General features: G+C 46.8%; 26 protein-coding genes and 3 pseudogenes. 8 read left to right on the top strand and 21 right to left on the bottom strand.

From position 1 onward, the window contains the following. Nucleotides 1–6: 6 nt before the first annotated feature. The gene (locus ACZ439_RS21490) at nucleotides 7–486 is read right to left on the bottom strand and encodes a MarR family winged helix-turn-helix transcriptional regulator (RefSeq protein ID WP_054795636.1); all 480 of its coding nucleotides are present in this window, start codon (nucleotides 484–486) and stop codon (nucleotides 7–9) included. Between the two features lie 418 nt (nucleotides 487–904). On the opposite strand from ACZ439_RS21490, the gene ACZ439_RS21485 reads away from it, so the two are divergent. Genes ACZ439_RS21485 through ACZ439_RS21465 form a run of 5 tightly spaced genes read left to right on the top strand, consistent with a single transcriptional unit; the run spans nucleotide 905 to nucleotide 4,624 of the window. Then, complete coding sequence (locus tag ACZ439_RS21485) at nucleotides 905–1,600, top strand: aspartate/glutamate racemase family protein (RefSeq protein WP_155613934.1); 696 nt, start codon at nucleotides 905–907, stop codon at nucleotides 1,598–1,600. A 57-nt stretch (nucleotides 1,601–1,657) separates the two neighbouring features. After that, a complete protein-coding gene (locus ACZ439_RS21480; RefSeq protein ID WP_155613819.1) occupies nucleotides 1,658–2,323 on the top strand; it encodes an amino acid ABC transporter permease in 666 nt (221 codons plus the stop codon). Further along, a complete protein-coding gene (locus ACZ439_RS21475) occupies nucleotides 2,304–2,960 on the top strand; it encodes an amino acid ABC transporter permease (RefSeq protein ID WP_464620187.1) in 657 nt (218 codons plus the stop codon). The genes ACZ439_RS21480 and ACZ439_RS21475 overlap by 20 nt, the downstream gene beginning before the upstream one ends. A gap of 6 nt (nucleotides 2,961–2,966) precedes the next feature. Further along, nucleotides 2,967–3,725 carry an amino acid ABC transporter ATP-binding protein gene (locus ACZ439_RS21470; protein WP_464620186.1) on the top strand — a complete coding sequence of 253 codons (759 nt, stop codon included), beginning with the start codon at nucleotides 2,967–2,969 and terminating at the stop codon, nucleotides 3,723–3,725. A 14-nt stretch (nucleotides 3,726–3,739) separates the two neighbouring features. After that, complete coding sequence (locus ACZ439_RS21465; RefSeq protein ID WP_464620185.1) at nucleotides 3,740–4,624, top strand: transporter substrate-binding domain-containing protein; 885 nt, start codon at nucleotides 3,740–3,742, stop codon at nucleotides 4,622–4,624. 121 nt (nucleotides 4,625–4,745) lie between these two features. On the opposite strand, the gene ACZ439_RS21460 is transcribed toward ACZ439_RS21465, so the two are convergent. From ACZ439_RS21460 to ACZ439_RS21415, 10 genes are all read right to left on the bottom strand, one after another. Continuing rightward, nucleotides 4,746–7,802 (bottom strand): tetratricopeptide repeat protein, encoded by a 3,057-nt coding sequence (locus ACZ439_RS21460; RefSeq protein WP_054798999.1) that lies wholly within the window; start codon nucleotides 7,800–7,802, stop codon nucleotides 4,746–4,748. Further along, on the bottom strand, nucleotides 7,742–8,323 hold the full coding sequence (locus ACZ439_RS21455; RefSeq protein ID WP_054795632.1) for a hypothetical protein: 582 nt from the start codon (nucleotides 8,321–8,323) through the stop codon (nucleotides 7,742–7,744). The genes ACZ439_RS21460 and ACZ439_RS21455 overlap by 61 nt, the downstream gene beginning before the upstream one ends. 36 nt (nucleotides 8,324–8,359) lie before the next feature. Continuing rightward, nucleotides 8,360–9,469, bottom strand: coding sequence for a PD-(D/E)XK nuclease family protein (locus tag ACZ439_RS21450; RefSeq protein ID WP_464620184.1), 1,110 nt, complete (start codon nucleotides 9,467–9,469; stop codon nucleotides 8,360–8,362). A 52-nt stretch (nucleotides 9,470–9,521) separates the two neighbouring features. Next, nucleotides 9,522–10,763: a DnaJ domain-containing protein gene (locus ACZ439_RS21445; protein ID WP_464620183.1), complete on the bottom strand. Its 1,242-nt coding sequence runs from the start codon at nucleotides 10,761–10,763 to the stop codon at nucleotides 9,522–9,524. 129 nt (nucleotides 10,764–10,892) lie between these two features. Further along, on the bottom strand, nucleotides 10,893–12,776 hold the full coding sequence (locus ACZ439_RS21440; protein WP_464620182.1) for an ATP-binding protein: 1,884 nt from the start codon (nucleotides 12,774–12,776) through the stop codon (nucleotides 10,893–10,895). Between the two features lie 12 nt (nucleotides 12,777–12,788). Continuing rightward, nucleotides 12,789–13,067, bottom strand: coding sequence for a hypothetical protein (locus ACZ439_RS21435; RefSeq protein WP_054795622.1), 279 nt, complete (start codon nucleotides 13,065–13,067; stop codon nucleotides 12,789–12,791). A 128-nt stretch (nucleotides 13,068–13,195) separates the two neighbouring features. Further along, the gene (locus ACZ439_RS21430; RefSeq protein WP_054795621.1) at nucleotides 13,196–13,648 is read right to left on the bottom strand and encodes a hypothetical protein; all 453 of its coding nucleotides are present in this window, start codon (nucleotides 13,646–13,648) and stop codon (nucleotides 13,196–13,198) included. 23 nt (nucleotides 13,649–13,671) lie between these two features. Further along, nucleotides 13,672–14,196 carry a hypothetical protein gene (locus ACZ439_RS21425; RefSeq protein ID WP_054795620.1) on the bottom strand — a complete coding sequence of 175 codons (525 nt, stop codon included), beginning with the start codon at nucleotides 14,194–14,196 and terminating at the stop codon, nucleotides 13,672–13,674. 238 nt (nucleotides 14,197–14,434) lie between these two features. After that, nucleotides 14,435–15,463 carry a hypothetical protein gene (locus ACZ439_RS21420; RefSeq protein ID WP_155613811.1) on the bottom strand — a complete coding sequence of 343 codons (1,029 nt, stop codon included), beginning with the start codon at nucleotides 15,461–15,463 and terminating at the stop codon, nucleotides 14,435–14,437. Between the two features lie 156 nt (nucleotides 15,464–15,619). After that, complete coding sequence (locus ACZ439_RS21415) at nucleotides 15,620–16,852, bottom strand: aminopeptidase (protein WP_464620181.1); 1,233 nt, start codon at nucleotides 16,850–16,852, stop codon at nucleotides 15,620–15,622. 169 nt (nucleotides 16,853–17,021) lie between these two features. Between ACZ439_RS21415 and ACZ439_RS21410 the strand changes: the two genes are divergently transcribed. The 3 genes from ACZ439_RS21410 to ACZ439_RS21400 are packed head-to-tail and all read left to right on the top strand — an operon-like array spanning nucleotide 17,022 to nucleotide 18,789. Beyond that, nucleotides 17,022–17,393 (top strand): hypothetical protein, encoded by a 372-nt coding sequence (locus ACZ439_RS21410; RefSeq protein ID WP_464620180.1) that lies wholly within the window; start codon nucleotides 17,022–17,024, stop codon nucleotides 17,391–17,393. Continuing rightward, the gene (locus tag ACZ439_RS21405) at nucleotides 17,276–17,827 is read left to right on the top strand and encodes a TetR/AcrR family transcriptional regulator (RefSeq protein ID WP_464621157.1); all 552 of its coding nucleotides are present in this window, start codon (nucleotides 17,276–17,278) and stop codon (nucleotides 17,825–17,827) included. The genes ACZ439_RS21410 and ACZ439_RS21405 overlap by 118 nt, the downstream gene beginning before the upstream one ends. A gap of 23 nt (nucleotides 17,828–17,850) precedes the next feature. Next, on the top strand, nucleotides 17,851–18,789 hold the full coding sequence (locus ACZ439_RS21400) for an SDR family NAD(P)-dependent oxidoreductase (RefSeq protein ID WP_464620179.1): 939 nt from the start codon (nucleotides 17,851–17,853) through the stop codon (nucleotides 18,787–18,789). A 32-nt stretch (nucleotides 18,790–18,821) separates the two neighbouring features. Here the strand turns inward: ACZ439_RS21400 and ACZ439_RS21395 are convergent, their stop codons facing one another. The 10 genes and pseudogenes from ACZ439_RS21395 to ACZ439_RS21350 all read right to left on the bottom strand — a co-directional run bounded on the left by ACZ439_RS21395 (nucleotide 18,822) and on the right by ACZ439_RS21350 (nucleotide 26,662). Next, nucleotides 18,822–19,082, bottom strand: coding sequence for a metal-sensitive transcriptional regulator (locus ACZ439_RS21395; protein WP_054795618.1), 261 nt, complete (start codon nucleotides 19,080–19,082; stop codon nucleotides 18,822–18,824). Nucleotides 19,083–19,173: 91 nt separating this feature from the next. After that, nucleotides 19,174–19,529, bottom strand: a pseudogene (locus tag ACZ439_RS21390) (DsrE/DsrF/DrsH-like family protein). Continuing rightward, nucleotides 19,489–19,776, bottom strand: coding sequence for a hypothetical protein (locus ACZ439_RS21385; protein WP_464620178.1), 288 nt, complete (start codon nucleotides 19,774–19,776; stop codon nucleotides 19,489–19,491). Before ACZ439_RS21385 ends, ACZ439_RS21390 begins: the two are co-directional and overlap by 41 nt. Then, the gene (locus ACZ439_RS21380) at nucleotides 19,769–20,020 is read right to left on the bottom strand and encodes a rhodanese-like domain-containing protein (RefSeq protein WP_464621156.1); all 252 of its coding nucleotides are present in this window, start codon (nucleotides 20,018–20,020) and stop codon (nucleotides 19,769–19,771) included. The genes ACZ439_RS21385 and ACZ439_RS21380 overlap by 8 nt, the downstream gene beginning before the upstream one ends. Nucleotides 20,021–20,188: 168 nt before the next feature. After that, nucleotides 20,189–20,656 (bottom strand): annotated as a pseudogene (locus tag ACZ439_RS21375) (rhodanese-like domain-containing protein); the annotation flags it as partial. Nucleotides 20,657–21,052: 396 nt separating this feature from the next. After that, nucleotides 21,053–22,120 (bottom strand): fatty acid desaturase family protein, encoded by a 1,068-nt coding sequence (locus tag ACZ439_RS21370; RefSeq protein WP_464620177.1) that lies wholly within the window; start codon nucleotides 22,118–22,120, stop codon nucleotides 21,053–21,055. Between the two features lie 80 nt (nucleotides 22,121–22,200). Continuing rightward, nucleotides 22,201–23,150 (bottom strand): annotated as a pseudogene (locus ACZ439_RS21365) (sugar phosphate isomerase/epimerase family protein). A 119-nt stretch (nucleotides 23,151–23,269) separates the two neighbouring features. Beyond that, the gene (locus ACZ439_RS21360; RefSeq protein ID WP_054795615.1) at nucleotides 23,270–24,268 is read right to left on the bottom strand and encodes a sugar ABC transporter substrate-binding protein; all 999 of its coding nucleotides are present in this window, start codon (nucleotides 24,266–24,268) and stop codon (nucleotides 23,270–23,272) included. 223 nt (nucleotides 24,269–24,491) lie between these two features. Then, entirely contained in the window at nucleotides 24,492–25,490 is a 999-nt protein-coding gene (locus tag ACZ439_RS21355) for a LacI family DNA-binding transcriptional regulator (RefSeq protein ID WP_464620176.1), read from the bottom strand. Between the two features lie 152 nt (nucleotides 25,491–25,642). Next, nucleotides 25,643–26,662, bottom strand: a complete 1,020-nt coding sequence (locus ACZ439_RS21350; protein WP_464621155.1) for a Gfo/Idh/MocA family oxidoreductase — start codon at nucleotides 26,660–26,662, stop codon at nucleotides 25,643–25,645. Nucleotides 26,663–26,687: the final 25 nt, after the last annotated feature.

Genomic DNA, 26,687 nt, shown 5'->3' with positions numbered 1-26,687 from the left:
TTAACGTTATTCGTCTCTCGATTGGACAAATGGCTTCACCGCTTTGGAAATACCCGGCAGGTTGGCCAAAATTCGCAGACAAAATTCCAATTGAATTTTTTTTTCTTCTTCCGTAAATCCGTCAAAGAGAACTCCGGGAAATTTCCCCTTTATGCCTTCATTGCGCTTGAGAAACGTTGTCCCTGCTTCCGTAATGCGTACAATCACGATTCTCCGATCTATTTCGGTTCTTGCGCGCTCTACCAAGCCCGCCCTGACCAGCTTGTCGCAGAGCGCCGTGATCGCGCCGGTAGTAAAATCCAGTTCTTCCGCCAACTCGCCTGCTTTTTGCGGCCCTTTCTGATCCAGCATCCTCAGAATCAAAATTTGGGGAAGGCTTACCAGGCCTTCGATTGCAATTTTGTCCCGTTCTACGACAAACTTTCGGACCATTTTGCGAAAATAGTAGTCCAATTCCTCCAATAAATGATCATGATGCTCTGCCATGATGCCCTCCATTCATCAAGTTAGGTTTGTTCCAGGATCTATTTACGTTATCTGTCTAGAAAAAACGTAAAAAGACCCCTGCCCTTTCACAATCGAAAGGGAATTCAGGAGCCTTTGGCATATCCAATCGGCATTGATTTTATTCATGTAGTTAATAAATGAATGGAAAGATACTTTTGAATAAGGAAATTTTATCTCTATAATTCCGATATGTCAAGTGTGATTTTAAACAATTCCCTCATGATCGTGGAGGGGTATCGAAGTATCCCTTTTAGATTGACAATTCATTGAGATGGTGCTAATTTATTGTCTATGAGATATTAATCCCATTAATTAAATTGGATTAATTGGTGATGCAGGCAGCTATCTGTAAGCTTCCGTCTACAGAATAAAACCAACAGGGAAATGGGATCGAATGATGAAAACGATAGGGCTAATAGGCGGGTTAAGTGCGGAATCGACAATTGAGTATTATCGTCTTATGAACAGCATGGTTAAGGAACGACGGGGAAAGTATGCACAGGCAAAAATAATTCTTTACAGTGTAGACCGAGAAGAGATCTTACGGCTGAAAGATGACGGGAACTGGGATGAAATCGCAGTCCATCTGTCTGATAAAGCCAAAATATTAGAAAGAGCTGGTTGTGATGTGGTCATCCTTTGCTCGAATACGATGCACAAGGTAGCTGATCGGATTGAAGAATCGATTACAATCCCGTTCTTGCATATTCTCGATGAAACGGCAAAATGTATTGTTTCATCGGGCATTAGTCGAGTAGGTTTCATCGGGACATCCGTTACGATGAATGATAGCTTTTATTTAAACAGACTTGAGGATCACTATGGTCTACAGCTTATTGTTCCTCAAGACGTTGAACGTGAAAAAATAAATCATATCATTTACAACGAATTATGTATCGGGCAAATCAAGGATTCCTCCCGTGAATTCTATAAAGAGGTTATTGGTAATCTAATAACTAACGGAGCCGAGGGGATCATACTCGGTTGTACGGAAATCACTTTGCTGATCAAACAAGAAGATTCACCGGTTCCGATCTTTGATACAACCTTTATCCATGCCAAAGCAGTGATCGAAATCGCTCTGAATTCATGAATCTCACGGAAAGGAAAGCATGACATTTTATATAGGGGTACAACAAGGGGATAGAACATGGACATTGATTTCACCTTCATGCTAGGGCAGATCCCTCGCTTTATCGATGCGGCTGTCGTCACGATTAAAGTTGGGGTTACGGTCATTATTACTTCGCTGCTCGTAGGATTATTAAATACCATACTCCTTTATTATAGAAAAGGATGGGTAAAACGAATCGTTCAATTGTACGTAGAAGTAGCTCGCAACACACCTTTGTTAATTCAGCTATTTTTTCTATACTTTGCTTTGCCAAGCTTGGGTTTAAAGTTTCCGGGATATACAACGGCGATTATTGCCATGACTTTTCTCGGAGGGGGCTACATGACAGAGGTGTTCCGGTCGGGATTGGAGGCGGTACAGAAGAGTCAGGTCGAATCTGGACTAGCCATAGGGCTGTCCAAGGGACAACTTCTAAGATTTATTTTGCTTCCGCAGGCCATCCGAATTTCTATTCCTGCATTCATAGGGAATTTCATCTTTCTGCTTAAGGAGACATCGGTCGTCTCCGCCATCGCTATTCCCGAGCTGCTTTACACAACAACGGATTTGATCGCTACTTATTATAAAACGTTTGAGATGTTTATCATGCTTGCGGCATTTTACCTCATTCTCATTCTTCCGTTGTCCCTATGTTTATCCTTTTTCGAAAGGAAGTTAACCTATGGACAATTCGGTAATTAGTTTATTGTTTAAATCAATCCCGTTATTGTTTAACGGAGTTATTCAAACTTTATGGATTGCGATTTATTCTTTATGCATAAGTACGGTCTGCGGAATTGTATTCGGTATTTTCAGAATGTCCTCTATCCGGGGGATTCAGATTTTAACAAGAGCCTATGTAGAAATATTTCGGGCAGTACCCGTTCTTGTATTTATGTTTTTCTTCTTTTTCGGACTTCCCATTCTGTGGGGAATCGAAGTCCCCGGTATACTAGCAGCCGTTCTGGCTTTATCTTTCTGGGGGATTGCTGAAATCGGGGAAATCGTCAGAGGAGCCCTGCAATCATTGCCGAAGGGACAAACGGAGGCGGGGAAAAGCATCGGTCTCAGCACGTACCAATTATATCGACATGTGCTCCTCCCTCAAGCTTTGCGGAGAATGATCCCTCCAGTGATGAACATCTACACTCGAATGATTAAAAGCACTTCTCTTGCCGTCTTGATCGGGGCTAGGGAAATGATTAAAATCGGGCAGGAAATTATCGAACGAACAGGTCAGTCCCTTCTCATTTATACTTGTTTATTTATTTTTTATTTCCTATTATGCTACCCTATTTCGTTATGGTCGAGGAAGTTAGAGCGGGATTGGCATTATTAGAAGGAGATGTACGAAGTGGTTGAACCTTTAATAGAGTTGAAAGATGTATCTAAGTCATACGGGAAGAATCAGGTTTTAAATAACATAAGCCTTAAGGTAGCAAAAGGGGAGGTGATCGTGCTTATCGGTCCTAGCGGGTGCGGGAAAAGTACCCTGTTGAGATGCCTGAACGGCCTGGAGGAAATTCAAGGGGGGTCTGTGCTGTTTCGCAACGAGGATTTGACCGCGAAAAACACGGATTGGAAAAAAATAAGACAGCAAGTAGGGATGGTTTTCCAAAGCTATCATTTGTTCCCCCATATGACGGTCATGGAAAACATATTATTGGGACCTACCAAGGTACAAAAACGCACAAAGGAAGAAGCGTTGCAACAAGCGGAGGCCTTACTCAAGCGGGTCGGACTGTCGGATAAGAAGAATGCTTACCCAAGGCAATTGTCCGGTGGTCAACAACAGCGTATTGCTATTGTAAGAGCGCTCATGATGAATCCTGTGGTGATGCTGTTTGATGAAGTGACAGCGGCTCTTGACCCTGAAATGGTCAAGGAGGTGTTGGATGTCATGCTGTCGCTGGCCAAAGAAGGGATGACGATGATGATTGTCACACATGAGATGAGTTTCGCCAGAGCTATCGCGGATCGGGTTATCTTTATGGATTCGGGGCATATCTGTGAAATTGGAGAACCCCAAACATTTTTCACATCTCCCCAAACTCCACGAGCACAGCAATTTCTTAAACAATTTATTCATAACTCATACAACTAAGGGAGAGAATTCAAATGAAAAAATATGTAAACTCATTGATAGCAATAATGTTGGTTCTTGGACTTCTCGTTGGCTGCGGCACAAATCAACCGGAGCAAACCGCATCCAAACAACAAGGCGAAACGGCAGTAAAAGAGGGAGAAGGAAACGGTCTTCAGAAAATCAAAGATCGCGGCAAGTTGATTGTAGGCGTGAAAACGGACTCTCCTCCTTTCGGCTATGTTAATGATAAAGGGGAATTTGTCGGATTCGAAGTTGCTCTGGCCCGAAGATTCGCCAAGGACTTGCTGGGGGACGAATCCAAAATCGAGTTGGTATCTGTAACCGGACCCAATCGGATACCTTATCTCCAATCCGACAAAGTAGATCTCATTCTAGCAACCTTGTCTGTTTCAGAGGAACGCGCAAAGGTTATCGATTTTAGCAATCCGTATTTTAAAACCGCTGTACAGATCCTAACAAGCAAAAAAAGCGATATCAAATCCACGAAAGACTTGGCCGGGAAAAAGGTCGTTGTAGTAAAAGGCTCTGTGGCCGATTTGTATCTGACCAAAAATGTGCCGACTGCGGAGCTTATTAAATTCGAGAAGAACACGGAAGCTTTACAAGCATTGAAAGACGGTCGTGCTGAAGCTTATTTCCAGGATAACGTCGTCATTTACTCTTGGGCTCGAGAAAATCCGGACTTTCACGTTTTACCGGAGCAAATAGAGCCTACCCCTTGGGCTGGTGGAGTCAAAAAAGGGAACAAAGAATTGAATGATTGGATTAACAGCGAGCTTGAAGCATTAGGGAAAGAGCAGTTTTTGCATAAACTTTATGATGAATACCTGAAAAAGGAATTTGGTCCCGAAATCAATCCGGATGATATTGTTGTAGAAGGCGGAAAACTGAAGTAGCGGTTACTTCTGAGGGAGCGCCCTTACCATGGTAAAGGCGCTTCCTGCCTCTTTATTTAATTCGACTTACATGAACTTCTAAAGCGCTAGCAGCAGCAATTTTCCTCGTGCCCTACCTATATCACAGTGAAGCATTCGATGACTTCGCTCCAGCCTTCGCCAGCCACTCCCTTGCCTTCTCCGGACTCGGTTCGACGCCGATGCCCAGCTCGTAGCATACGGCTACTTGCTGTTCAGCCAAGGCAAAGCCCTGCTCAGCCGACTTTACATACCACTCCAATGCAGCCCTTTCATTCCGCTCCACACCGTAGCCGTTCTCATAACAGAAGCCCACATTATACTGCGCCTCGGCATGGCCCTGTTCCGCCGCGTAGGAGCAATACTCAAACGTCTTGCTATAGTCCTGTCCGACCCCTTGTCCAGTGAAATAGCACTCCCCAAGCGCGTTCAACGATTCGGGATCTTTCAAAGCTTCACCTCGTTTATAGGCTTCTATTGCCCTTTCGTCACTTTGCCCGATCCCCTTGCCGTGTCTATAGCAATGTCCAAGCTTACCGATCGCCCGGACATCGCCTGCTTTATCCACGGCTTCCTTGTAGTAAACGAATGCTTTCGCCATGTCCGATTCGACGCGAACGCCGAGCAGGGGGCTGTAGCCCGTTTCATAGGACAGGCCGATTTCATAGATCAATTCGAAGCGTTGTCTTTCCTTGACTAAGAAGTCAGCAAACTTTAGAAGCCTTTGCCCGTCTTCGTTCGGGTATTTTAAAGCGTACAACGTTCTCATACTCTCCAGAGGACTCGGTTTCACGGAGGCGGTCCGGGCAAGCAAGCTTCTCAAGGGAGACAGCGGCTTGCATGTAAACCGGTAGGTGCGATTATCGAAGCCCTGTAAATAAGCCGCGGTCAGCAGCTCCTCCGCTTGATCCAAGTCCTGGGGAACCCCCATGCCCGACATGTATAGAAAGGCCAAGTTATGTAACGAATTTTTGTGTCTATTCTTGGCGGCCTGCTCATACCAGTACACCGCATTCGTAAAGTCCCGTTGAACGCCGTCCCCGTTGAGATAAAAGCCGCCCACATTGTACTGGGCGGGGCTAAATCCCTGTTCCGCCGCTTGCTTACACCAATAGAAGGCCTGAACGAAATCAGGCTGTTTCCCGTTCTTCCTGATGTAGGACAAGCCTATGGCATTTTGAGCCCGGCCCGTCTGCCGAGCCAAATTTCCGGACTTCTTGTACCAATTCCATGCACCGTAATAGTCTTCGCTATCATAAAAATGATCACCGATCTTCTCTATATAGGCGTCTTCTTCTTCACCGAGCCGCTCATGTTCTTCCGCTTGTTCATAATGCTCTGCCGCCAGCCGATAGTCCTCCGCGTCTACCGCGGCTCTTGCCAGATGACAGTAGCATCGGTGAAGACTCTCTTTCGTTGAATCCCCATATCCGTACTTTCTAGCTTCCTTATACATCGCTATGGCCTGTTCGATATTTCTGTTTTCCCACGCTTGTTCACCAAGCTTGATATAGCAGCGGTATAAATGATATTCGCCATCGTCATCACCCTGCTCCAGGGCTCTAAGATACCATTCGATCGCGGTCTCGTACTCGGGGTCGTCATTATAATCCTCTTCCCCGAAATAGTAATTGCCCAGCGCGACCATCGCTTTTCCGGCGCCTAAGTCAGCCGCTCGTTCGTACCATGCCAAACCGCGCTCAATCTCATAGTGATTGAAGCACTTCTCGGCCGCTTCCATATAGTGTTCCTCAGCCGAGGTCCTCGCGGACCAGACTTCAGCCGCCTTCACGTACCACTCGGCAGCGGCATGGTCGTCCATATTCACTCCCTTACCTTCAAAGTAACACTGCGCCAAAGCGATCATCGCATCTTCATGGTCCATTTCAGCCGCTTTTTCAAACATCGCTATAGCCTCGTCATAACTCTCTTCCTCGTCGTACTCTTTACCATACTGATAATAGGCGTCCGCCAACCATTCATAGGCTTTGTCGATCCCTTTGCTTAGTGCCTGTTGGTAATATTCAATCGCTTTCGCATAACTTTGCTCCACGCCATGTCCATACTCGCAGCATACGGCCAGGTTCAGCAAGCTCTTGTCATGGCCATGCTTGAGTGCCTTGGCGAAGTATTCAAAGGCCTTCCCTTTTTCCTGCACATCCCTGGATTTATAGAACTGCTCGGCGATCCAATAAGCGCCTTCGGCGCACTGGCTCCTAGCTTCCTCGTCGCCTAATTCCGCCGCCTTCTCAAACCAGTGCACAGCCCCATAGGCATTCTTCGGACAGCCCCTTCCCTCTTTATAGCAATAGCCCATATTCCGCATGGCTACCTTACTGCCATTGTTCACGGCCTGCTCATACCAATAGAGCGCTTGACCGTGATCCTGTGTCACTCCATGACCATTCGCATATAAAACCGCCAGATTGTTTTGCGCTGCTGCTGAGCCCCGCTGTGCGGCTTTTTCGTAGTATTCGGCCGCTTGACGATAGCTTTGATTCACGCCAAGGCCGTTTGCATAACTGTGCGCCAAGTAAAACAGCGCCTCCTGATTCCCGTACAATAACGCCTTCTGGTAGTAATCAAAGGCCTGCTTCCGATCCTGCTCATCCGTTGATTTGCCGAGTCTTCTCCCCAGCTTAAACGCGATATCAGCACATTGCTTCTTTGCGTCCTCATCCCCAAGGCCGGCTGCCTTTTCAAACCAATATAAAGCTTGGACATCATTTTGCTGAACGCCGGAGCCGTTCATCCATCTGTAGGCCAGATTGCTCATCCCGAACCGGTTGCCATTCTTCGCCGCCAGATCGAACCAATACACAGCCAGCTGATCGTTCCGGGTCACACCCTCCCCATTCGCATACAGCACGCCGAGATTGTTTTGAGCGCCGGAATGACCGGCCTTCGCCGCTTTTTCATAGCTTGGAACTACCGTGTTATATAATTTTAAAGCCTTCGCGTTCAGAGCCAACTCATAATAAAAATCCCCATACTCAAGCTTGGCCTGTCTGCAGCCGCGCTCCAGCGCCTTCGCAAACCAGCCTTGTGCCGCTTGAAGATTTTCCGCCCCATAGTGCCCGCGATCTCTATAGTAAACGGCTAAATAATAAGGAGCATCCTCATGGCCCAGCTCCGCAGCCTGTCTAAACCCATCCACCATGTCCCGGTTGTGATTTCTCTCGTTCCAAAGCCCGATCGCTTTGTTATACAGCTCGGATGCCGTGGCTGGTAAACCACCGGACGAGGTGCAGGAGCCGGCTTCGGGACCGGGGGCTTCGATCTCTGCACAGGACTTTGCTGTACGGGCCTTTGCACGTAAGTCTGCCTGGGAGGAGCAGCCGGCGGCTTCGGGACCTGCTTTTTGTGCTTGGCGATAAAATCGGCAAACGTCGTCCGTGCCTCGACATTTCCCGGATAATGCAGGTTCACAAACTTGCTGACAAGCTCTCTCTCCGTGCCCCTGTATTTGCCGCGGTCCGTACCGGATCGAAAGCTTCCGGTCTTGTTCTGATTAAAGTTATAGGCCCGGATAATCGAGGATACCGTCCACTCCTCTATGCCGGTTAATGCCGACACCTTCTCCTGGGATTTATTCCCTACTATATACTCGTAAATGACCGATACATGCTGATCTCTGCTGTATGATTTGATTTTATGGAGCTCATCCGGATTAAAAGCCACCGTTCCCTCACCCTTTAGCCGTCTCGGAATAGGTAATCATTGCTCTTCTTGTTCGTCTTTGGTTAACTCCGCTCTTAACTCGGACAATTTCCCTTTAAATCTGCCGTTCACATCGTAGACATCCCAAAAGTTCCAGCCGTTCGCATTCTTTTGGGTAATCGCGGTGGCCGCTTTCGAGGGACTGTTAAACAGCTGATCGTGGAACTTTATCTGAACCGCATCGTCTTCCGGAAGCTTAATCAAGGCAGCCGTATAGTCTTTGCCTTTGAAGCTTGCCTTGAATTGATCGCTTAAAGACAGAATCCCCTTCTCCATCAGCTGCGACAGGGAAATATTGTAGCTTTTAATTTGCTCCGCCGTTGTTCTGGAAGCAGGCGCCTCACCTTTGACGGATACGTAAATCTCATCGAAAACATCCTTATATGCATTATAAATAGTCAGACAAAGATCTCTGTTCGGTTGGGCCATCACCTTTCCTCCTTTAATCGGTTTGCCTAGATTCGCCAGATATTGCAGGATCAAAAACTTATTCTCCGGGGTAAGTTCCGGATGCTGAAGACACGGCTTAATCACATGATCGCAGAGCAACTGATAATTGATCTGAATAAACTTGCTGGAGGAAGGCGCCTTGGCCTCGTCCGGGGATAAATAGATCATCAGATCGTATTCAAAATTGCCGGTCGATTGCTGGAGATAGTGATAGTACCTCTCGGTCTGATCCTTCGATTCGTTCGCTTTAATTTTATTTTCAATCGTAATTCTCAGCACATCGTTCGTTCCGATGATGTCCAGCCTAAGCTTATCCTCTCCGCTTCTGTCCGCATATTCGGTTTGGAACAGCATTTCGCTGAGCTTGAGCTTTTCCTCGTCCACAATAGCGGCTAAATCCAGTACGACCACCGCCTCCTCATGAAACACGCCGTAACGGCTGACCATAAATAAAAAACGCTGCAGCGGAAAGGTGCCTAAGCCCAGGCTGGACCCGGGATCGATGAGCCATTTCACAAAGGCGCTGTGCCACATTTCGGTATGAGAGGCCGCGATAATTTCGAACAGGTTGCTCTTGGATTGAAGCGATTTTAGTTTGAGAAAATTGGGGTCCTGCAGCAGCTCGTTTATTCGGATTTCCAATGTATGAGTCTCCAACGTCTATCCTCCCTAGAGATACTTAAACGATCCATTCGCACCGTTCCCGAGTTCAATCCGGTATTTTCTTTACCGTGACACCCTTGCCTTCGAGCTCCTGCCACAGCGATTCATACCGCTGCAGCACCGAATCGCTGACATAGCTCACATCGACAAATCGCAGGGTGTTCATCTGAAGCAGCGGTGAATAATCTTCGACCCGGGTCCAGTTGAGGTTGATGTACGCCAGATCCGGAAGCTGAGCCAGCTCGGAGATATTCGTGATCGGATTCAAGGAGATATCCAGCCGCTTGAGCTGCTGAAGATGGCCGATCCCGTCCAGCCTCGTCAGACTGTTGTTGTATATGATCAAGTCCGTTAAGGCGGTCAATTGCACGATCGGGCCTAAATCCGTAAGGTCATTGCCTGAGACATCGAGCAATTCCAGCTGTGTCTGCAGACCGATATGCTCCAGCTGGAGGTCGCTGCAATAGCTCATATACAGCTCCTTGACCCTTAAAGGCGCGGATGGAGGGTACGGGATATCGCTTTTGGAAAGGAGCAGGGTATCCAAATGCTTCAGCTGTTCGATTGGATTCGTATCCTCGATGCCCGTGAACGATACATCCAGCACTCGAATATTCGGAATGTACTTTAAATCCTCGATATCGCTCAGCATCGGGCACGATAGATCCAGCTCCGTAATCCGGTTAAGCTCCTGCTGTCGGATCGGCTCCGTGACTTTGCCCAGCACGATACGCAAAATGATTTCAAAGCACATATCCGCAAAGGTTACCGCATCCGTCCACACTACTGGAGCATCCGGCTTCGCTTGCCGAGCAGCCTTTATTCTTTTTTTCTTGGGATGAAGCCTGTCGTAAATATGTGTAAAAATCTCATCGAAGTGCTGCTCGGCAAAGTCCCCCTTGCCCATACGCTCCGCCAGACTTAGGATGGGGCCTCTATAGCTTAGATGCAGCAGCTGAAATTCACCGATGGAAAAGTAACCGCCGCCCATACCGGGTACGCTGAACGTATGCATGGCCTCCTGCCCAGTTTCAAAGGAAGCCTCCCCTCCCGACTCCGCACCCTCCATGTCAGGAGCATCCTGCGCATCGGAAGCATCACGATGCCGGAACTTTTTCAAGACCATTTCATAGGCCAAATTGATTTTCTTGGCAATTTCGGTGCTGTTGATTTCGGTGCTGATATCGGGATGGTATTTTTTCATCAGCGTGCGATACGCTTTTTGTACGGTTTTCTCGTCGGCATCCGGCAAGACGCTCAGCACTACATAAGGATCATTAATATACATCTTACACCTTCATCCTGGGTTGAAATTTTCTGAGCCTTTTCTATATTCTACCTTACTAATGAGTCTAGTGAAATGGGATGGACCCAAAAAATGGCGTCATCCTAGTTCTTCCTGCCTACAACGGGTGCTTCAAACGACAAATCCGATTCTGCTGCCTGTCGCATGCTGTTCGCGCAAGACCGCCGCTTCCGCTCTGAATAACTCAGCTGCCGCCTGTTCGACATCGGATAATGTCAACGTTCTCAGGTCCTGAGCCTCCCGCTCCGCCATATAGCTGACGGCCGACTTAAATAGCTTACGCATGAGTCTGCCGTTCCCCGTATTCCCGGGGCCGAGCTCTTTCATCTTCTCAATAAACTCCTCCACCCTTTCCTTCACGAGGGGAGCATCCGCCAGAACATACTCCTCCTTCGTCACAAAGTAATTGAAAATCCCCCACATTTGCTCATGCGTATAATCCTCAAAGGCAATGATGTTGGTTAGCCTTGAACGCAAGCCCGGATTCGCTTCTTGTATAAAATGCTTCATTTTATCCGTGTAGCCGGCAAAAATAACAAGGGTATCCGGATTGTTCTCCATCTGCCTGATAATCTCCGACAGGGCCTCGTCGGAAAAGCCATCCTTCTGTCCCTCACTCATAAGGCTATAGGCTTCATCTATAAAAATAGTTCCACCCTTCGCTTTTCCGAATAAACCTGCTACGGTGGGGGCTGTCCAGCCGACATACTTCCCGACGAGATCTTTACGGCTCACTTCGACAAATTGGTTGTTATTGAGCACCTCTTCCTCACAGAGCATTTGGCCGAAGATGCGGGCTGTCGTCGTTTTGGCCGTGCCGGGGCTGCCCATGAATACGGCCGCCATGTGGGTTGCCGACGTCTTCAGGCCGCTGGCACTGCGCTGCTTATCGAACTTCATCCGCTTTACGACCCGGACTAATTGAGCCTTCACGTCGTCCAGCCCAATCATTTGATCCAGCAGTGCTGCGGCACCGGATGGCTTCAAAGCAGCGGAAGCCTTCTTGTGCGTTTCGCCAATGATAAACACCTTGTCGAAATCAGCCTTGGTTAATGTTTTCGAGCGGCTCTTCTTCTTTTTAATTGCTTTGCGGACCAAGATTTCCATATCCTGATAGCTGGCAAAGCTGTGGCCGCGGTAGCTTTTGAGGAGCTCAATCAGCTTGACGCGGTCCACCATCTTCGATAGGCTGTACCCTTGTTCCCTGGCGCATTCGGCAATCACACCCTGTAAATAAACGCTCGAAGGAGAGGCAATCCGGCAGCTCTCAAAGTCCAATTCAAACCGCAGCGTTTTCTCAAAGTTGTCAATCGTTTCCGTATCCGTTGGAAGATCCTCTTCCGGAAAAAAACTCGATTCCTCCATGATGTAAATGATAAACCGGCCCACATGCTTAAAGGCCTCCGTCGGTTTCACAAAACTCATGGGCCCCTCGGTAACCACTAGAGGATACTTTCCCTCAAACCAGTAGGGCTTTTTAGTCTTACTCTCCTCCCCCCAACTGGGCTGATAGGGATGGAAGCCGAAGCCGCCGGCCATCGGCGGCGATTGATTGTAAGCGTTGCTTAATTCCCGGGAAGTGATGACCGGAAGGCTCGTTAGGTTCTCCTCCTTGTAGAGGATGGAATAAACCTCATGCGGTACGTTCCCCTTCGGTTCACCGTCATACGGCTCCTCGCCGGAAGGGTAGTCCGCATCCGTCTCGGCGTCGTCATCCTCCTCTTGCTCAGCCACATTGAGCTGATGTCCTGACTGCAGTTCAAACTTCTTAAACAAGTAGGCTGCTGCCAAAATTCCATCCTCGCGGTACTTGCATTTGACCAGCACTCCCCCTGCCCCCGACAAATCCAGCTCGTCAATCACGGCCAGATGCGGCGCAGCTTTGAAGTCGGCTTTTAGCTCCTTATACGTTAACTCCGGCAGCGGAAGGTACTGCATGATCTCTCCGGTCTGTAAACTATGGGAACGAGTCCTTGCGCTAATCAGCTTGAGCATTTGAAGTCCTCCTTAAGGATACACCGTGATTTCGGCAATAAATTGATGGGGCTTGGAAAGGACCGAGGCGATGAACTCCCATTCATACGAAGCGTCTGCCGGAAGCATGGCTTCAATGGTGTCAGCCAAGTCCGTGATCACGATCAGCGAGCTTTCGGGATGTCCTGTGATCGTGACTTGAACGCTGCGGGCCTGCCATTGGCGCATGAAGGATTCCTTATCCTCGAGTAGAGGACCGGTCAGCCGGCCTTCCTGAACCAGAAATTGAAAAGGGATGCGATGCTGGATCACGGTAACTCCTCCTTAATTCGTCATCTTCTTTGATGAAGCAGCTTGTACGTCTTTCGTGTTCTGTAAAACAAGTATAGGTCATGCCGGCCGGCCGAAACGGGGTCCCCGAAATCCCCGCTTCCCCCGTTTTACGCGAGCAGCTTCGCAATTTTAAGACTAAGCGAGGACACGGTATCGTAGGCGTAGTGAATGGTTTTCATATAGCCATCCGCTTCGTAGGTTTTGATATAAGATCGTTCGATATGATCCACACGGACTTCCGGGCTCCCTGCGTTCAGCTGCTCCATAATCGATGAGATGGCTTCCTCCATCGCGTCATACAGATGGATGACCACCTTATCGTCCATAGGCCCCATGGAAAGGACATAGATCCTGTTCTCCAGGGGGGCTTCCACAATACGAAAAGCCGTATCTCCATAATCGGAATGTAAGATGACCGTTTCCTGCTTCCTTGTGACGATATAGCGGTCGTAATCCGCGTTCTCAGCTATACGCTCCCATGTCGTTTCAGCATGGATGGTATTCATCTCTTCAAGAAAGCCCTCGATCATCTCGTACAACGGAGTAACCTTAATGTCCATTCGGAATAAGGCCCCCTTCTGAATCAGGCGTAGCTGTAGATCTGAAGACCTACGCTATGCCGAGCCAGTCTTGTAACCTGCTCCGCGGTGAACAGATGGAGTTGCTTATCCCGCTCCGATTCCAGGATACGGACCGCAACGGTACCGTTATCCAAGCTCTTCATGAGCCTCTCACGGTTTGTCGACAACTGCTCCATCTCCTCGCAGTCGAGTCCGCAGAAGTCCAGCTGTACCTCGAGCTTCTCACAGAGATCGTAAGTCAGCTCCTTCAAGACCTCGTGAAATTGCTTGCCCATACGATAGGTCCCGTTCCCCGAGCATTGGAGCGCATGGGATTTGACCAGCGCCGATAGCGCCCAACGAATGCGCTTTTCGAATGACTTGTTCGCCCTTTCCACGCCGACCTGCAGCCACTTCGCTTTATTCTCGCAAAGAATCACGAGCAGGTTTCTTGCCGCTATGCCTGAGCTTTGGTAATCCGGGTCGTCAAATATCGAGCTTAGTATCAGGTACTGGATCTGTTGGGACACGCACTTCGAGCTGGACATGAGAATCAGCCTCCTTGGAATCGTGGGTTGTCAGCACCAGCGGCGGGTGGCAGCTCAAGGTTCTTTATTACTGCCCTCCGCTGAAGTGCCGCATGCTTTCGATAGGTTTAGTATACGGCTTGAACACGGCCTGTAACGCGATCCCCGCAATCCCCGTTTTCCCCGATTTCACCGCAGAAGGGAACAAAAAAAACCAACCGTTCCCCGAGGGAAGCGGTTGGTTTGCGTTTGTTTTAGCCTAGGACAGCAGCTTGGCTATTTTGTCGCTAATCGAGGACAAGGTGTCATAGGAATAACGCTCGGTATGGGTTACTCCATCGGCCAATTCGTACGTTTTCGTATACGTTCTTTCCAAGTGATCAAGCGCATAATCATGATTTGAATGGATAAACTCCATAATCGCGGAAATGGCCTCCTCCATCCGTTCGTAGGTCACCACTTCGACCTCATCGTCCATAGGCCCCAGCGAGATCACATATACATTATTTTCAACAGGAGCTTCAAAGACGGTAAACACCATATCCCCATAATCCGAGTTGAACCGAAAGGTCGTCTGTTTCTTCATCACGATAAAGCGGTCATATTCCGCATGGTCGGCTATATGTTCCCAGGTCGATTCCGCATGGAACATATTCATCTCATCGAGAAAGGTCTCCATAAGCTCATTCAGCTTCACTACCCTGATGTCCAAGAGCGTCGTCCTCCCTTCCCCTGCCTTAGTGGAATGGTGCATGATAGCTGCATGGGCTGCAGCCTTCCCGGCCGCTTGAGCGGCTGAGTTCTCTTCCGCAGGTTCCAGGTTCACCGTCCCTTCCGGGGGCAAGGCAGCCGGAGCGTCCTTTTCCTTCACGACGGGATGAGTAAGGTTGTAATTTGCCACAAACTCTTGGATCGTGGTTAAGTAAAGCTGCAGGTCTCTTTGTATGCTATCGCTTATCGTCTTAAGGCTCGGCTCGGCGCCTAGCCCTTCGGAGAGCATCGAACAATAATGGACAAACTGGTTATAGCATTTCCTTTGAGGCGGTTCCATGCCGCAAAAATCCTTCAGCTGCAGTTTTTTCAGGTCTCTGAGCTTTCGCGGCAAATCCTCGGGGAGATCGAAATCATCGTAGATGCGATCCCACACATTAGGCTTCTCCTTCTTCTCTCTCTCCTCTAAAATCGCTTTTCCCGCTCGAATGGTCTCCGAGATGACCCAGTCCTTCAATTTCGTTCTGTTTTTGACCATCGTGAGGATGATCTGGTACGGCTTCTGATCTTCTCTCATGCCTGGAGGGCCTCCTTCAAGGGCTTGCTGATGTTGGTACAAAAAAGCATATCAGGTGCAAAAGCGGGGCACCTAATATGCTTACTTCGATCTCCGGGACCAGCTGACTCTTCCTCAATGCTGAGCCGTATTTAGCCTTTCTTCATGCACGTCTTATCAAAATGCCCAATTGCCCTGTTTAAATACGGGCTCCTCTGTACCGTCGGCCGTCACACCGAAAATATCCATTCCCCCCGAACCGATCATAAAATCGACATGGGTAATACTCGTATTGAGCCCCTTTTCCTTCAGCTCATCCTGTGACATCTTTTTTCCGTCCTTCAAGCAGAAAGCGTAGGCGCTTCCGATAGCCAAATGATTAGAAGCATTTTCGTCGAAAAGTGTGTTGTAATAAAGGATGTTGGACTCTGAAATCGGAGACCGGTGGGGAACCAGCGCAACTTCGCCCAAGTAATGCGAGCCTTCATCCATCTCGACCAAGCCTTTCAGTGTTTCTTCACCCTGCGCGGCGGTTACATTGACAATACGCCCGTTCTCAAATGTAAGCGTGAATTCATCAATCAGATGGCCTCCGTAGCTTAAGGGCTTCGTGCTGGATACTGTACCGTTGACCCCGCCGGCTAACGGCGCGGTGAACACTTCCTCGGTAGGCATGTTCGCGACAAAAGCATTCCCCCGCTCGTCGATGCTGTCGGCAGCTACCCAAATATGGCCCTCGGGGAGCTCAATGGTCAGGTCTGTGCCGGGAGCGAGATAATGCAGCTTTTTATACTTCTTGCCATTGAGATAGTCCGATTTCCGGTTCAAGTTGCTGATATGCTCCTCCCACGCTTTGACCGGATCAGGCTGATCAACCCGCACCGTCCGGAAAATCGCCTCCCACAGCTTGCTAACCTGTTCTTCCTCCGGCAGCCCGGGGAATACCTTCGCAGCCCAACTTTTCGAAGGAGCCGCAATGACGCACCAGCTGAACTTGTCGGACTGCACATACTGCCGGTACTTAGCCATCGCTTTACCGTATGTTTTCTGATAGTTGACGATCCGCTCCTGGGCCACGCCTTTTAGCAGATCCGGATCCGACGATACGATACTGATAACCGCCGCGCCCTTCTCGACAAGCTCCAGCATTTCCCCGGCATACCATTTCGGCTCCTCCAGGAACGATTCATCTGCCGCCATATCATACCGCAAACGGGATACCGTATCGTCGGTCCAATTCACTTTGACCAAATAAGCGCCTGATTCGTAAGCTTTTTTTACAATCAAGCGAACCAGTTCGGCAGAATCAATCGTACCGTTTACGACCAGCGTCTGTCCTTTCTGAATATTGACACCGATCTTGACGACTAGCTCGGCATACTTGCTTAATAATTGTTGAAATTCAGACATTGTCATCCCTCCAAGGTTCTATGTATTTCTTATTATTGTATAGCAAACGCGACGGAAAGCAAAAAATGGACGGTCGACCGCCGCCTATGATCACTTCTGGCCGTACACCAGCAGGAAAATCATAAAATGGCTGGCGAGTTCTATACCATCTCCGATCTTGCAACGGGTCGTGAAAGAGGATGTTGAGATCCGGGGCAAACACCTGCAAAAGGGACAACCTCTAATTGTTTTCGTAGGATCCGCAAATCGGGACGAGAACAAATTTGATCGCGCAAATGATTTGGATTGGCAGCGTAATCTAACCACAAAACTGAAAATGTTGTATAATCATAAATATAGATCATATGATATGTATCACAAGACACACATGGACTCAAGGAGTACGAGATGGCACCAAAATCAAAGTTCAAGAAGGACCAAATCATCGATGCAGCTTTTGAAATCGCAAGAACAGAAGGCATTGATCGCATTACGATCAGGAAGGTGGCTGAGAAGCTGGGGAGTTCCATCGCTCCCATCTATGTCAATTTTAAAGAGGTAGACGAACTGATCCAAGAGGTTATCAAAAAGACCTTTGCTATTAGCAAACAGCTGTTGATGGAACAACATACAGGGCATCCGTTTCATGATATAGGAGTCGCCAGTCTGCGGTTCGCCAAGGAGTATAGTGTCCTGTTTCGAGACCTGGTCATGAAGAAAAATGAGTACATAAACGATCATGATCATGAAATGGGCATGCTTGTGGAGCTGATGAAACAAGACCCCCATCTCGAAGGCCTCACGGACGGGGAACTGATGACCCTTTTATTAAAAATGAAAATTTTCCAGACAGGTCTTTCCGTCATGGTGGCCAATGGATTGCTGCCGGACGATTCTGATGAGGAAAAGATGATTTACCTATTAAATAGCACGGCCATGGATATCATTGACGCTGCTCAAATGCGTAAGGCAGGGAATTTGGAAGGACAAAATTAGGGTGAAAAAACAGGAGGATCGACATGAAAGACAAAATCGTTATAATTACAGGAGCAAATTCGGGAATAGGTAAAGCGGCAGCACTAAAGTTTGCGACAGAAGGATATCGTGTTATCATGGCTTGCCGCAAAATGGAGATGAGTAGAGCCGCACAAAAAGAAATCACTGAAGTTTCAAACCATACTCACGTAGATCTGATGGAGCTTGATGTTTCTTCTTTCGATTCTATTCGTACATTTTGCTCAGCTTTTAAAGCCAAACACCCGCGCTTGGACATTCTGATCCATAACGCCGCCTACTTAAGCCATGGTGAAAAAGAGTATAAACTTAGCCCCGAGCATATCGAATTGACTTTTGCTACGAACACATTCGGTCCTTTTTTGATGACTCGTTTATTGGCAGATCATCTCGAAAAATCGCAAGACCCGAGAATCCTTCATGCTTGCACCACAAACATCAAACATTTCTTCGACCCGAAAAGGAAAATCGACTTCGATAATCTGCGCGGCGAATTCCGCAACACGCGGCCTTATAGCGTTTATAAAATGTACGGTGATTCGAAAATGGCGCTATTGATGCTAACCTTCAAAATGGCAGAAGAATTTAAAAGCCAGGGGATCAAAGTCAATGCCCTTCAAATTAACCGGGTAAAACTATCAAAAGAGACGATTAAAAAAATGCGTTCCTTTTGGAAAGTACTTGCTTGGGCCCAAAATCTGACTAATCCTTTACCGTCAGGCATGGCCGATAGCTATTTTCACATTTGCACCTCGGATGAATTTAAGAATGTTACCGGCCAGCTTATTAACCATAAGAGAGAGATTGTTCAGCCATCACCAAACGAAACAGGCATCGCACAATTGAAGAACATATTCGGATCAGGGAGTTATCCCAGCTATGCGACTGATGCTCAAAATGTTGAAAAAATATGGAAGTTGAGCACTACGCTGACTGAAGGTTAATTTTTCGGAAGGGATGCCCGGGAAGGTATTCTCTAATGGCTTTTCACTAACAACTCCACCGCTTGTTTAACCATTTTGCTTGTATCTCTTCCGGCTTCCTTTTCCTCCATAATACATTGCTCCAAATTCACCGCTACAATGTAAGCAATCGCTTTATCCGCAGCGCTTCTAACGGCGGAGATTTGGCTCACGACATCCTTGCAGTCTTGATCCTCCTCCATCATTTTCAAGACACCGCGAATTTGACCTTCTATACGTTTTAATCTTTTCTTTACATCATCATCGTATTTCATATTAAATCCTTCCTTTCGATTGATACCGGTATAGGTATATTATTGCCGATATGGGTAACGAAAACAACCAGGAAGGAAGGAAAATTCACTACTAAATAAACAAATTCACTTTCGCATCGGCAGCATCACCTAAATAAGCTGCTAACCCGCATATTCAACACCTTCTAAAAGCTCTTCCTTCTTCTGCAAGCCGAGCAAGTCCATGGTCATGGTACCAAGTTTGTCTGCGCCGCGCGGCATCATTTTAGCGAACATGTTCTCCAGAAATCCCTTTTTCACCAAAACGTCTTCATCCTTTCGAAGTGCATTCAGCCCCCAAAAGGTACAGAAAATCGTTACTTCGTGGTCATACGCGGCGGCTCCATTTGCAATAATGAATGCCGCGATAGCTTTATGCAATACCCCGCTAAAAAGAACAATCGTTGTTTTTTCTTTTTGTTCTCCCATGAATTCCATCCCCATTTTGTTTTAATGAACGAAGACTACCATATTCCGGTTGCTTCTCCTTAGACAAATGATAACCAGGCATACCATCCATTAGATGAGCATCAAGAATCTTAATAGGCCTTGGTTGATCCCCTATAAACTCAGAAAATGCATCGGCATCTATATATTTCACAATATTAAGAATATTGTCACTTTCGATCCTCCTCCATCCAACCCCCATGCGGTATATAATTGAATTTTTATCCATATTGATCTTCGTCTTTTTCGACTTCATAAGCCCATTGCGACATACCAGGGGTTACATTTCTAACACTTTTGAATCCTTTTTCGGTTAACCTTTGGCATGCTATATCACTCCGGTGTCCGGTACGGCAAACCACATAATACTCACCGCTTGGATCAAGCTGGCTTATCTTCTCCTCAAGCTCTCCCATAGGAACTGATATGGCGCCGGGGATCCGACCAAAAGCATATTCTGCCGGCTCCCGCACGTCGAGGATCTGAACGTTATCTCCGGAGGTTACTGTAGCTTGGATCTCGTCATTCGTCACCGTATGCGGATATTGCTTCTCCGCTTTGGTTTCGGAAGGTTCTGCTTTTCGAATGAAGTGACGGAATACGCCATTTTCCTCTTTTAAGCCTACATATTGATGCCCATTTTCTTTTGCAAAGCTTGCAAAAACTTCAGTCATCCGAACGGCATCAATCACAGCAGCTTCACCATTGGATATGACCATGTAAGACAGTCATCCTTTGCCGATTCGTACAAATTGATAGATTTCTCCTCCATTTTGCAGATCCCCAACTTTGACCGGTTCCAGATGTTCACTCCAAGACTTCATACCGCCAAGGAGATAAGCGATGTTTTGTTTACCTTGTTCAAGCAATTGCTCCGGTACAAATATTGAGGAACCTTCCTTCGCACAAACAACCAGAACTTCTTGATCATCCGGAATTTCATCAAGAACGGCATCAACACCCTCAAGCAGTTCAAAGTAAGGCATATTGATTACTTGAACTTGTTTACCTTCTATTTTCCAAACATTAAAGTCGCTTTCATTACGAACATCTAAAATAAGAATGCGTTCATGGTTCAAAACTTTATTAGCCAATTCTGCCGAGCTCATTCCACACAATTGCACATCCTTCATCTTATTTCCCTCCGGTATTCACAATTAAAATAAAATTGAAATCCATGAATGAGCTCAAGAAGCCGATGACGAAGCTGGTAATAAACCATGTCATATCCCATAGGGCTTTTCCCTTCCAAATACCCATAGGGGTATATAAAAGAGTAAAAAAAATCCCGACTTAAACCAAGTTTTTGTACGGAGACATGTATTAGATTTGAAGTTAGCCCCTCTTATCCCACATATACCCATATAGGTATGTAAACACCTATAATAAACATTTTCTCATTCGTCAACTTTTAAATTACTTTAGCAGTTCCGCATTTGTCTTTAAGAAAAGTTGTAATAATCATAAAGAGCAGATCATCATACATGATCTGCCCGAATCTATTTTCACCGCGTAGCCTTTAGTTCCTGTACATCTGTCACGTCTGAAACCACCGTTCCAAACGGGTGGGGACCATATCGATACGGCCACGCTGTGGCCGGCAATGGACGGACAACATTATACGCGGGATCCTTTCGTTGCCTTATAAGCACCGAAATAACTTCTTTTAGAGCCGCCCATAGACTTGGGGCTGCCGCTGGACAGTCAGACTTCATCTCTTTATGTAGGGCTGGCAGTGCATGATACGGTACCATTGGAAACATATGATGCTCGATGTGATAGTTCATGTTCCAATAAAGGAAACGAATAATTGGGTTGGTATAGAAGGTACGACAGTTCAAACGATGATCAAGAACATCTTCATTAAGACCCAAGTGTTGCGTAAGAACAAATAACCAACCAAGCCAAGAGCCGTAAAAAACCGGCAAGCCGATAAACATGGCCGGCAGTATGCTTCGCATGTAAACGCACGAAAGGATCACAGCCAAACAGGCGAGTATAAAAACACGCGCTTCCCAGTACACTTTTTTGTGCTCTGAGGAAGGAATATATTTTTCTTCCTCTTCGTTCATCTTACCAAAGAAATGTATTATAGTCCTTTTATAATCTTTTACGACAACAAACATCCGGAAAAATTCAATCAAAATAATTTTCCATACGGGAGGCCGTTCGGTGACAATTTCAGGGTCACTTCCTACAATGATGGTATCGGTATGGTGACGAGTGTGACTCCATCGCCAAACCGTAGCAGGCCGGAGAATCATAAAGGATGTAATTTGATAAAGGGCTTCATTCATCCAAGGCGTCTTAAATGGTGTTCCGTGTCCGGATTCGTGCTGTCGGGAATCACCGCATGTACCCCAGAGAACGCCGTAAACTGCGAATGCCGGAACCGCCCACCATGTCCCCCATGCGCGGTACGCTATAACACCTGTGATTAGGAGTGCAGCGAACCAGATGATGGTATCTCGAATTGCCGGTCCATTCTTGCGCTTCATGAGTTCTTTCATTCGCTTCCGAGGTATCGGACAGGTGTACCACTCCGCACCAACAAGCCCTTTTTCCTTTGCCAATCTACTCTCTGGTCCGGTTACTATAGTTCCTTCGTTTCACAGTGACAGACATGATCTTCTCCTCCTGGCTTCTTCTCTGCTTATTCGAAAATTTTGGGCAACGTTTCTTTCAGTATTTTGGTAGATTTTTTTACCGCAGTCAGTTGATCCATAGTTTGATCTTCATTTTCAAGGCTTACGGATCCGCTATAACCAATCATTCTGAGTACCGTGAAGAACTCGCTCCACCAATTCGCATCATGGCCGTATCCCAATGCTGCGAAATTCCATGAACGCTCAGCAAAACATTCGACGGTTTTGGTATCAAGTGCCCCATCCCTGCCAATGATTCCTCTTTCAAAACGTACGTCTTTGGCATGAACATGATAAATGGCTTCTCCTAAATACCTTGCAGCCAGAATGGGATCTCCTCCCATCCAAAACAAGTGGCTCGGGTCAAGATTCATTCCGACCATTTCCCCTACACGGTTCCTTAATTTATATAATATAGGGTCTCCGCATTATAAACCAATTGGCATCCGTGATTCTCCAGAGCGATCCTTTCTATGCCGTGTTCTTTCGCTTGCTTCACAGTTTTCTCCCAATAAGGGATCGCAATTTCATCCCATTGCCAGTTCAGAACTTGTGTATTCAACGGCGGCCAGTTTGTTGTGATCCAGTTAGGGATTTTATCTTCGGGCCCTCCGCCGGGAAGTCCGGACATCATCACAATCTTTTTTACTCCGAGAAGCTCCGCGAGTCTGAAGGTTTTTTCCACTACTGCCTGATGCAATCTTCCTTCTTCATTGGGAGCCAATTGATTGCCGGAGCAATTCAACGCTGCTATTTCGAGCCCTGCGTTTGTGATGGCATTAACAAAAGCGTCGCGTTTCCGTACGCTCTCGAGCAAATCATCCAAGTTGACATGCGGTGCTCCCGACCAATTGCCGCATCCAAAATCTAAAGACTCATAACCTAATGATGCGGCTGTTTGGAGCATTTCTTCCAAAGACATATTCCCCAATGAATCCGTTACAAGACATAGTCTCATAAGATTTCCCCTTTCCATCCCATGTATTTGTTGACTTTCTTTATTTCCAAGATGTCAGCTGCAAAAGGACACTTCTTCGCGAAGTGTCCTTTTGCTCTGACCTTAGCGCTACAAAATGATTATTTCCATTTCTTCACATACTCTTCTACGTTTTCTTTCGTTACAAGTTGATAGGGAATAAAATTGTCATGTTCAACATGTTCACCTTTGGCCGCCTTAATAGCCGCTTCCAACCCGCCTGCGCCTTGACCATACGCATCTTGGAATACGGTTACTTTAAGTTCGCCGGACTTAATAAATTCTAAAGCGTCCGGTGTAGCATCAATTCCTGCAACCAAAATGTCCTTCATTTTTCCTGCCGCCTTGATCGCATTGATCGCACCGATCGCCATCTCATCATTGTTAGCTACAACAGCGTCAATAGGTTTGCCGGAGTTCAACCAGTTTTCCATCAAGGACATGCCTTTGGCACGATCAAAGTCTCCCGAACCTTGTAACACTACTTTCATGTCCGGGTACTTGGTGATGACTTGCATATTTCCTTCCGTCCGTTTGATTTGCGCCTCTGCCCCCATCGTTCCGTCCATAATGGCAATATTGCCTTTTCCATTGAGTAATTTGGCTACTTGCTCCATTTCAATCGTCCCTGATTGGATAGAACTGCCGCCGACATAAGCAGTTGCTTTGTCAATGCCATCAAAAGTCCGGTTCACAATAATAATCGGAATATTCGCCTGATTTGCCTTTTCTACTATAGTCGGTGCAGAAACCGTATCGACCGGGATGATTACAATCGCATTCACCTTCTGTGCAATGAAGGTTTCAACCTGGCTAACCTGTTTATTAGCGTCATTTTGCGCATCATTATAGATGACATTCACATCAGTCTGAGACTCTGCATATTTCTTCGCGCCTGCAAGCAAGTATGTAAAAAACATAGCGCTAAAGTCAGGTATGGATACACCAACGACAATTTTCTTTCCCTTGTCAGAGGAAGCATTGCCCGCCGGTTGGTTTTGGGAACTTGGCCCGGCCGTTCCACCGGAGCAACCGGAGAAGATCAGTGTCACAAACAACAAGCAGCTCAACAACAATACCATGCTTCTTTTCATTTTCATGGATAAACCCTCCTCAATTCATTTTAGTCAACCGATATTTTCGCTGCAAAACATTAAAATGACAGCGCTTTCGTGAAATTGTCTGCTTATCATCCCGTCATATTCGAAAGCGATTTCATTTTAGTGTGGATGGATAAACGTTTAACCACGAGCATCGCGTTCATAGCCTACACTCGCTATCAGGCTGGAGCATCGCTTCCGTCCTGATAGCTTCTTGGCATTGCTAACTTAATGGCGGTTTCACCGATTCCCGAATGACCAATTCCGGAGCCATAACAATTCGTTTTTTAATCTTCTTTTTCCCAGTAATTTCCTGATACAATAAATCCATCACTTGTCGGCCCATTTCACCGACAGGCTGGTTCATCGTTGTTAATGACGGAGTCGTAATTTCAGCTAAAATCGTGTTATCGTAACCTATGACCGATAACTGATCAGGAATGATGATACCCCGTTCTTTGGCGCTAAGCATGACTCCAATCGCCAGTAAATCGTTGCCGGCTACGATGGCCGTCGGCGGTTCGGAGTATTCCATCAGTTTAGCTGCCGCTTCCTTTCCGTCTTCTTTTGTAAAGCCGCTCAGAATGAGTTTTTCATCACACGGCAGTCCTGCTTCCTCTAATGCATGCTTATATCCTCGTAACCGCTCGCGTCCATTGTCTAAATCCAATACGATCGTGCCTATTCTTCTATGTCCTAAACCGATTAAATAGGAGGTCGCTTGATAACCGCCCATAAAATCGTCAACCGTAACCGTATCTACAGCAATTGTCTTGCTGTCTCTGGTAATAAGCGCGATAGGAATATGTTGTTCAACTAAATCTCTTATCATGTCTTCGTTTTGGAAGCCGGATGCAGAAATAATGCCATCTACCCGCTTCTGGTTCAATACGGAAATGTACCAAGCTTCCTTTTCCGGATCATAATCGGTATTGCACATAACCACGCTATATCCAAGTTCTTTGCCGCGGTCTTCCACACTGCGGGCAATTTCACTTGAGAATGGGTTAGAAAGATCGGGGATCAAAAGACCAACCGTGTAAGTCGACTTTCCTTTTAGTGCCGATGCCATCATGTTTGGTCGATAATTCATATCCTGCATGATGGTTAAAATTTTTTTTCGGGTTTCTTCGCTCATCCGCCCGGTATTATGTATCGCTTTGGATACGGTAGCAATCGAAACGCCGGCTTCCCTGGCAATATCCACAATGGTTGGTTTCATCACATATTCCCTCCTTCCTAAACCCGAATTGATCTGGCGATGCTATGCCCGAAATGTGGCCTTGCCGATATTATACAAAAAAATAAAAGTTGCCGCCAATTCCCACATTATCGCACGAAAACACATTCATAAGGAATTCATATTGCCGCCGCTTAACGGTTCAACTTGACTTCTCTGCCTGTTCGATAGGACTCCATAGCGGCAATGGCAATTTCTAAGGCCGCTTTACCGTCTATCTCCGTACAGGAAGGCCGCTCGTTGTTCTTTATACACGCAATAAAATGCGCCATCTCGAGCGAATAGAAATCCAACAACCGATCAGGGAATATGGGTATCATGTCCTGATTCCCTTTTGAAGTTAATAGGGTTAGATCATGGTTTCTAAAGGCACCGATCTGAATCGCGCCTTCCGTCCCGATAATTTCGCAGCGCAAATCAAAACCATATGGAGAATTCCGGCTGGATTCAATATCACCCGCAGCGCCGGAAGCAAATTGTAGATAGGTATTCGCCTGATCCGCATCTTGGTATTCTTCAATAAATGGATGCAGGTAAATGCCGCCTCTTGCAGAGACCGATGTTACTTCGGAACCCATAAGAAACCTTGCCATATCGTAATCGTGAATAGCCAAATCCACAAAAATGCCGCCGCTATGCTTTATGAACTCAACTGGCGGGGAAATGGGATATTTTCCGATAGGGTTATCCCTTGTAATTCCTTTAAATAAAAGCGGCTTGCCTATTTCTCCTGATTGTATTCTTTTTTTCGCATCGACAAAGGCCGGGTCAAATCTTCTCATAAAACCAACCATACAATGCACCCGATGCTCTTGTACGATACTAATCACTTCATCGGCCTCTTCCAAAGTTCGGGTTACAGGTTTTTCGACAAAAATATGTTTTCCGCTTTTTGCGGCGCTCTTGATCATTTCGGCATGGGTCCCTGTAGGAGTAGCAATAATAACAGCATCTATGCTCGGATCATTAAAAACCTCGGACGGATCTGCCGACCATTTGGCTACATGCAGTTCGCCGGCGACTTGTTCGGCTCTGCCTTCGAGCGTATCCGCCACATGTGCCAACTGAACATCATTGTTTAATGCAAGCTTTTTTGCGTGAATGTAGCCTAAACGCCCCAGTCCCAATACGGCAAATCGCACCTGTTTCATCATTCCCATTCTCACTCATTTCCACTAG

Source organism: Paenibacillus sp. JCM 9796, from assembly GCF_055379675.1.
The sequence above is the reverse complement of the archived record's forward strand: the minus strand, read 5'-3'. Positions and strand labels throughout refer to the sequence as shown.